Origin of the sequence: Aeromicrobium sp. (assembly GCF_014378035.1) — a bacterium.
In the GTDB taxonomy this organism is placed as follows: Bacteria; Actinomycetota; Actinomycetes; order Propionibacteriales; family Nocardioidaceae; genus Aeromicrobium.
Genome location: NZ_JACMOM010000046.1, coordinates 1 through 4,632, shown reverse-complemented (window position 1 = coordinate 4,632; position 4,632 = coordinate 1). Strand labels below are relative to the sequence as shown.

At 68.2% G+C, this 4,632-nt stretch carries 6 protein-coding genes; 2 read left to right on the top strand and 4 right to left on the bottom strand.

Features of this window, described 5'->3' with window-relative positions:
- On the bottom strand, positions 1-161 hold a 161-nt coding region (locus tag H7290_RS02655), incomplete at its 3' end, for a type II toxin-antitoxin system Phd/YefM family antitoxin (protein WP_290512467.1).
- A 216-nt stretch (positions 162-377) separates the two neighbouring features.
- Between H7290_RS02655 and H7290_RS02650 the strand changes: the two genes are divergently transcribed.
- Together H7290_RS02650 and H7290_RS02645 are read left to right on the top strand one after the other, a co-directional pair.
- A complete protein-coding gene (locus H7290_RS02650) occupies positions 378-785 on the top strand; it encodes a VOC family protein (RefSeq protein ID WP_290512466.1) in 408 nt (135 codons plus the stop codon).
- A gap of 54 nt (positions 786-839) precedes the next feature.
- Entirely contained in the window at positions 840-1,775 is a 936-nt protein-coding gene (locus H7290_RS02645) for a GNAT family N-acetyltransferase (protein ID WP_290512465.1), read from the top strand.
- A gap of 88 nt (positions 1,776-1,863) precedes the next feature.
- Here the strand turns inward: H7290_RS02645 and H7290_RS02640 are convergent, their stop codons facing one another.
- The 3 genes from H7290_RS02640 to H7290_RS02630 all read right to left on the bottom strand — a co-directional run bounded on the left by H7290_RS02640 (position 1,864) and on the right by H7290_RS02630 (position 4,238).
- A complete protein-coding gene (locus H7290_RS02640; RefSeq protein ID WP_290512464.1) occupies positions 1,864-2,388 on the bottom strand; it encodes a hypothetical protein in 525 nt (174 codons plus the stop codon).
- 248 nt (positions 2,389-2,636) lie between these two features.
- Positions 2,637-3,230, bottom strand: coding sequence for an HAD-IA family hydrolase (locus tag H7290_RS02635; RefSeq protein WP_290512463.1), 594 nt, complete (start codon positions 3,228-3,230; stop codon positions 2,637-2,639).
- Between the two features lie 249 nt (positions 3,231-3,479).
- Complete coding sequence (locus H7290_RS02630) at positions 3,480-4,238, bottom strand: TipAS antibiotic-recognition domain-containing protein (protein ID WP_290512462.1); 759 nt, start codon at positions 4,236-4,238, stop codon at positions 3,480-3,482.
- Positions 4,239-4,632: the final 394 nt, after the last annotated feature.

The following is a 4,632-nucleotide window of genomic DNA, read 5'->3' as shown; positions in this document are numbered from 1 at the left end:
TGCAGGAACAGCGTCTCCTGGATCGCCTGCCAGTCGGCTTCTCCGACCAGCACCGCGTTGCCCCGCTGCCCCGTGATGGTCAACGGGTCCGACTCCTCGTTCACCTGGTCGATCAACCGGTACAGATTCGACCGCGCCGACGTCGCACTCACAGCACTCATGACCGAAGACTACCGCACAAACGTACGTTTTGACGTACGCAATACTCGGGAGCGATGATGAAGCAGTGGTGCTCCGCCAACACGTCTCGATGAACGACCGTCGATCGGGACTCGGGAGGAGGTCACCGATCATGGGTCGCATGCACCTGCCGTAGGCGTCTAGCTTCAGAACGACGACCTCGGCCCGTCGCAGGAACGTCCAACTCGGGAGGTCTCGTGCCGCGGTACCCCACACTTCTCCAGACGGGGCTCGACACCGAAGACGCTCGCGAGCTCGCAGAGTTCTATCGCCGGCTGCTGGGGTTGGCCTACCGGGCGGGCGACGAGCCTGAGCCAACGCAGAGCGAACGCGACTGGCTCGTTCTCGTGGACTCGAACGGTGGACGTGCCCTCGCGTTCCAGCAGATGGTGTCGCTGCCACGGACGACGTGGCCCACCTCAGACGTACCCATGCAGCTGCACCTCGACATGACCGTGCACGACCTCGAGGAGCTCCACGAACAACGCCGACGTGCTGAGGACCTCGGGGCGCAGCTGCTGCTCGACCGATCCACCGACCCGGACGAACCCCTGTACGTCCTGCGCGACCCCGCCGGGCACCCGTTCTGCCTGTTCGTCCACTGACCGAATCCCGATCGACTACCGGTCGGCGCGAGCCGACCCTGCGACGATGTCGTGGTGGACGCCGTGATGGTCAGGCCGTGGTCGGACGGCGACGCGGCCGAGGTGGCTGCACTGCTGGCCTCCGATGCCACTCCGGTGTGGGCCAACCAGGGCCATGCGCTGCACGGACCGGCATGGCGTGAGGGCCGGCGCTGGCGGCAGACGTGGGTCGCCGAGCGAGCCGGGCACCTCATAGGGGCAGTGACCGTAGCGACCAACCGCGTGCACGACGGGCGCCTGCTCTGCGCGGTCGAGGTCGCCGAGCAGCACCGACGGCGTGGTGTCGGATCGGAGCTGCTCCGGCAGGCCTACCGCGGTGCCCCGGACTCACGTCCTCTGGCGGCCAAGGTCGCCCCGGACTCCGCCGGCCACCACTTCGTCGCCGCTGTGGGCGGGCTGGCCTACCAGCGCTGTGACGGGGTCACCCTCGACCCCAGCTCGCCCAACGTGCAGGCCTGGGCCGCCGGCGCGGTAGCGCCCCACGGTGCCCGCGTCGAGCCGCTCGACGGGTGGGCTCATGAGCGCCTCGTCGCCGCCTTCGTCGAGCAGTATCTGTGGGTGCACGAGGGGTGGTCGCCGGTCACGTCCCTCGATGCCCTCGACGACGTCGCCCGCTCGACCATCGACGAGCACGACGCCACCATGGGCAGTGTCGCCGTCGTCGACGGCCATCTGGCCGCCCTAGTGCTCGCCTTCCCGGCTGGCGACCACCAGCTCGAGGTGGTGGCAGAGACGCAGAGCCGTTCCCAGCCGCACGGAGCTGCGGTGCTCGCGGCAGCCCTTGCGCGCACCGTCACTGCAGCGGCTGCCGCCGGCATGACCGCGCTCGAGCTCGACGGGCACGTCACCGACCCGCACCTGCACCCGCTGCTGCAGTCCGCGCCCGTCGTGACGTCGAACCCTCTCCTGCTCGTCGAGCATTCGAGCCAGCAGGCCGGCGCTGACCTCTGAGGTGACGTCGGGGTCAGCGTCATGCTGTGATGCCGCGGCACTCGCCCCGGTCAGCGATCCCCTGCGGGACGTCAACACCGGAGCCTGTTCAGGTCTTGTTGGGGGATCGGTAGAGGTGCCTCATGCGGCGGACGGTGAGGTAGAAGCCGACGGCCGTCGCGATGAAGAAGACTGCGAATGCCGTCGTCTTGACCGGGCCGGCGGGGGCGAGGAAACCGAGCACGAGCGCGATGAGGCCGAGCGCGACGAGAGCTCCCCGGGCGCGCAGCTCGCGTGGGGGCGTGCTCCCGTCGGCGTTGCCGAGGCTGCCGTCGGTGGTCAGGACAAGCCAGTCGCTGGGCTTGGTGGGCGAGCGGACGTGGGCCGCACGCTCGGAGATGAAGCTGACATACAGCGTCATCTGCTCGTCGTCGGCGACGGTCACGCTCTGACGGGTGCTGGTGTGCTGGGCATCGCGGTTGACCTGGACGGTGTGGTCGCCGGTGGGCACCGAGTGCGTCACGGACTGCCCGCGTTCGAGCGAGCCGACGGCGATGCCGTCGATGGTGACCTCGTAGATGCCTTGACGTCCCCGCAACTCCGGTGCCCGGGTCACGGTGATGCTCGAACCCATCGCTGTGTCGTCTCCTCAGCTCGGTCGCGACCATAGGTGCAGCGCCGAGCAACCCCCGGCCCCGGTGCTTATTCATGCACCACAACCGCTGACCGCGCAATTGGGTGGTCGCAGACCACCTCTGGTCCACCTGAGACGAGGCCCGCCCCGTCCCCCGGCTCGCTGGTGCGCACGAGCCCGGATCGGGATCGCGGACCGGTCACGCTCCTGCGGCTGGCACTGGGCTGTGGACTGCCGGCGGCGCATATTTAGGCGATGGGTAGCCCGGCTCCACGTAAAGCCACGCGCAGCCCTTGCACGTCCTCGTAGAGGTGGGTCGTCATCGTCAGCGTGCCCGCGCCGACCAGCTTCGCGGCAGAATCGTCAGTGAAGAACACGTCTGCCCCGACCACATTCAGATCGTCGAGCACGTGTTGGAAGGCGCGAACATCGGGTTTGGCGAAACCAACCTCAGCCGAGTTGTAGATCCGGTCGAAGTGCTCATCGATTCCCGATTCACGCAGCTCCGCTGGGATGGTGTCGGTGCCGTTCGTGAGCACGGCCGTCACGATGCCGGCCCTGCGAATCTCGTCGACGAGGTGGAGCACGTCGTGATCGACCACCGGAAGCTGCGACGCCCACTCGTTCGCTGCCTCCGGTGCGCCGATCCGCTCACCAACTTGATGCACCCACTCAGCGCGGGTGATCTCGCCCGTGACCACCCGATCGAGCAGCGGCCGCGAGAACGCTGCGGCGAACACCGATCCAGGTTGCACGTCGTGACGACGTTCAACGTCCCGGACCTGCTCGACGTCGAAGTGTCGGACCACGCCATCGAGGTCGAACACCACCGCGCGGATCATCTGCCGATCCTCCCCGGAGCGGGACACCCGCGCACGGGGCAAACGAGAATCCGCACGCTCGAGCGCCACCCCCCGATCGGCGACTGGGCCGCCGATCGTCCCTCCTCGGTCAGTGGTGAGGCTTCGCCGCGGGCCCATCGGCGTTCGGGACAGGTTTCGTGGCCGAGGCCGGCGGTGGGCTCCGCGAGTCGGGTTCAGGGTCTGCAGCCCCTGAACCCGCTGTCCTCACTTGCGTCCGCAGGTGTGGAGTCAGCCCAGTCGCTGCTCGGCGTAGGCGGCGGTGGCGTCCCGAAGGTACTCGGCCAGACCGGTGCCCTTGGCGTCGTAGCGGGCCTTGAACTCGGGGTTGTCGACGTACATCCGACCCAACCCCGTGTAGCTGGCCCGGTCCGGGGTCCAGAACTGGGCGACCTCCCCGTAGTGCTCGGCCATCACCTCCAGGGCCGCGTCGGAGTCCGGGGCGGCCCCGGACTGCATCACCGCCAGGACCTTGTTGTCGAGCTCCTCGCCCCGGCGCTGGGCGTCGAGGTAGTCCTGCTGCGTCCACTCCTTGGTCACCCCGCGCGCGTGGCGGAAGTGCTCGCGCACCCCGTCGCCGTGCTCGGTGACCAGGTCCTCCTCGAGCTGGGCCTGCCGGTCGGCGAAGCCCTCGAACAGCTCTGGTGCACTCATCTCGTGCTCTCCTTGCAGTTGTCGGATCGTGCGGGAGACGGTGTCGGCGAGCTGACCGAGGCGGTCGCGTTCGCTGTGCAGCCACCGCTCGTGCTGACGCAGCGCCGCGACCTGGTCACGATCACCGGCCAGGACCTCGGCGATCGCGCCGAGTCCCAGACCGAGCTCGCGCAGCAGCAGGATCTGCTGCAGTCGCAGCAGCTGCGCCTGCTCGTAGTAGCGGTAGCCGTTGGCCCCGACGAAGGCCGGTGCCAACAACCCGACGTTGTCGTAGTGCCGCAGCGTCCGCGACGTCACCTTCGACATCCGGGCCACTTCGGCGATCGAGAACGCCATGCCAACCCCCCGTGCTCCCAGCCGGCTCGGTGCCGGCCACCACCGACGCTAGAACTTGACGCAACGGCAAGGTCAAGCCCTCATCGACCCCGTCTTGTCACCGACGTCCCGGTCGTCCTTCCCGTATCGGCATACCCCCTCATGGGTCGAGCCAGGCTCTTCGACGGACCCCTGTCAGGCCGAGCACTCCTGGGTCTCGGTCTGCGTCAGACCAACTCGAGAAGGGTTATTGCACAAATTGTCTTTCGCAGTACCGTGTGGGGATGACCCCGACCCGTCGAGTGACCGAGATGGGTGCCGTCCGAGCGATGTCGCAGCCGCTGCGGTTGCGGCTGTACTACGCGGTGACCCTGGGGGGGTCGGCGACGGCGAGCACGTTGGCTGAGGGTCTGGA

Coding starts and splice junctions, on each gene's coding strand:
- H7290_RS02635 (WP_290512463.1), bottom strand. CDS start 3,230: ATGATCCGCGCGGTGGTGTTCGACCTCGATGGCGTGGTCCGACACTTC.
- H7290_RS02630 (WP_290512462.1), bottom strand. CDS start 4,238: ATGGCGTTCTCGATCGCCGAAGTGGCCCGGATGTCGAAGGTGACGTCG.
- H7290_RS02640 (WP_290512464.1), bottom strand. CDS start 2,388: ATGGGTTCGAGCATCACCGTGACCCGGGCACCGGAGTTGCGGGGACGT.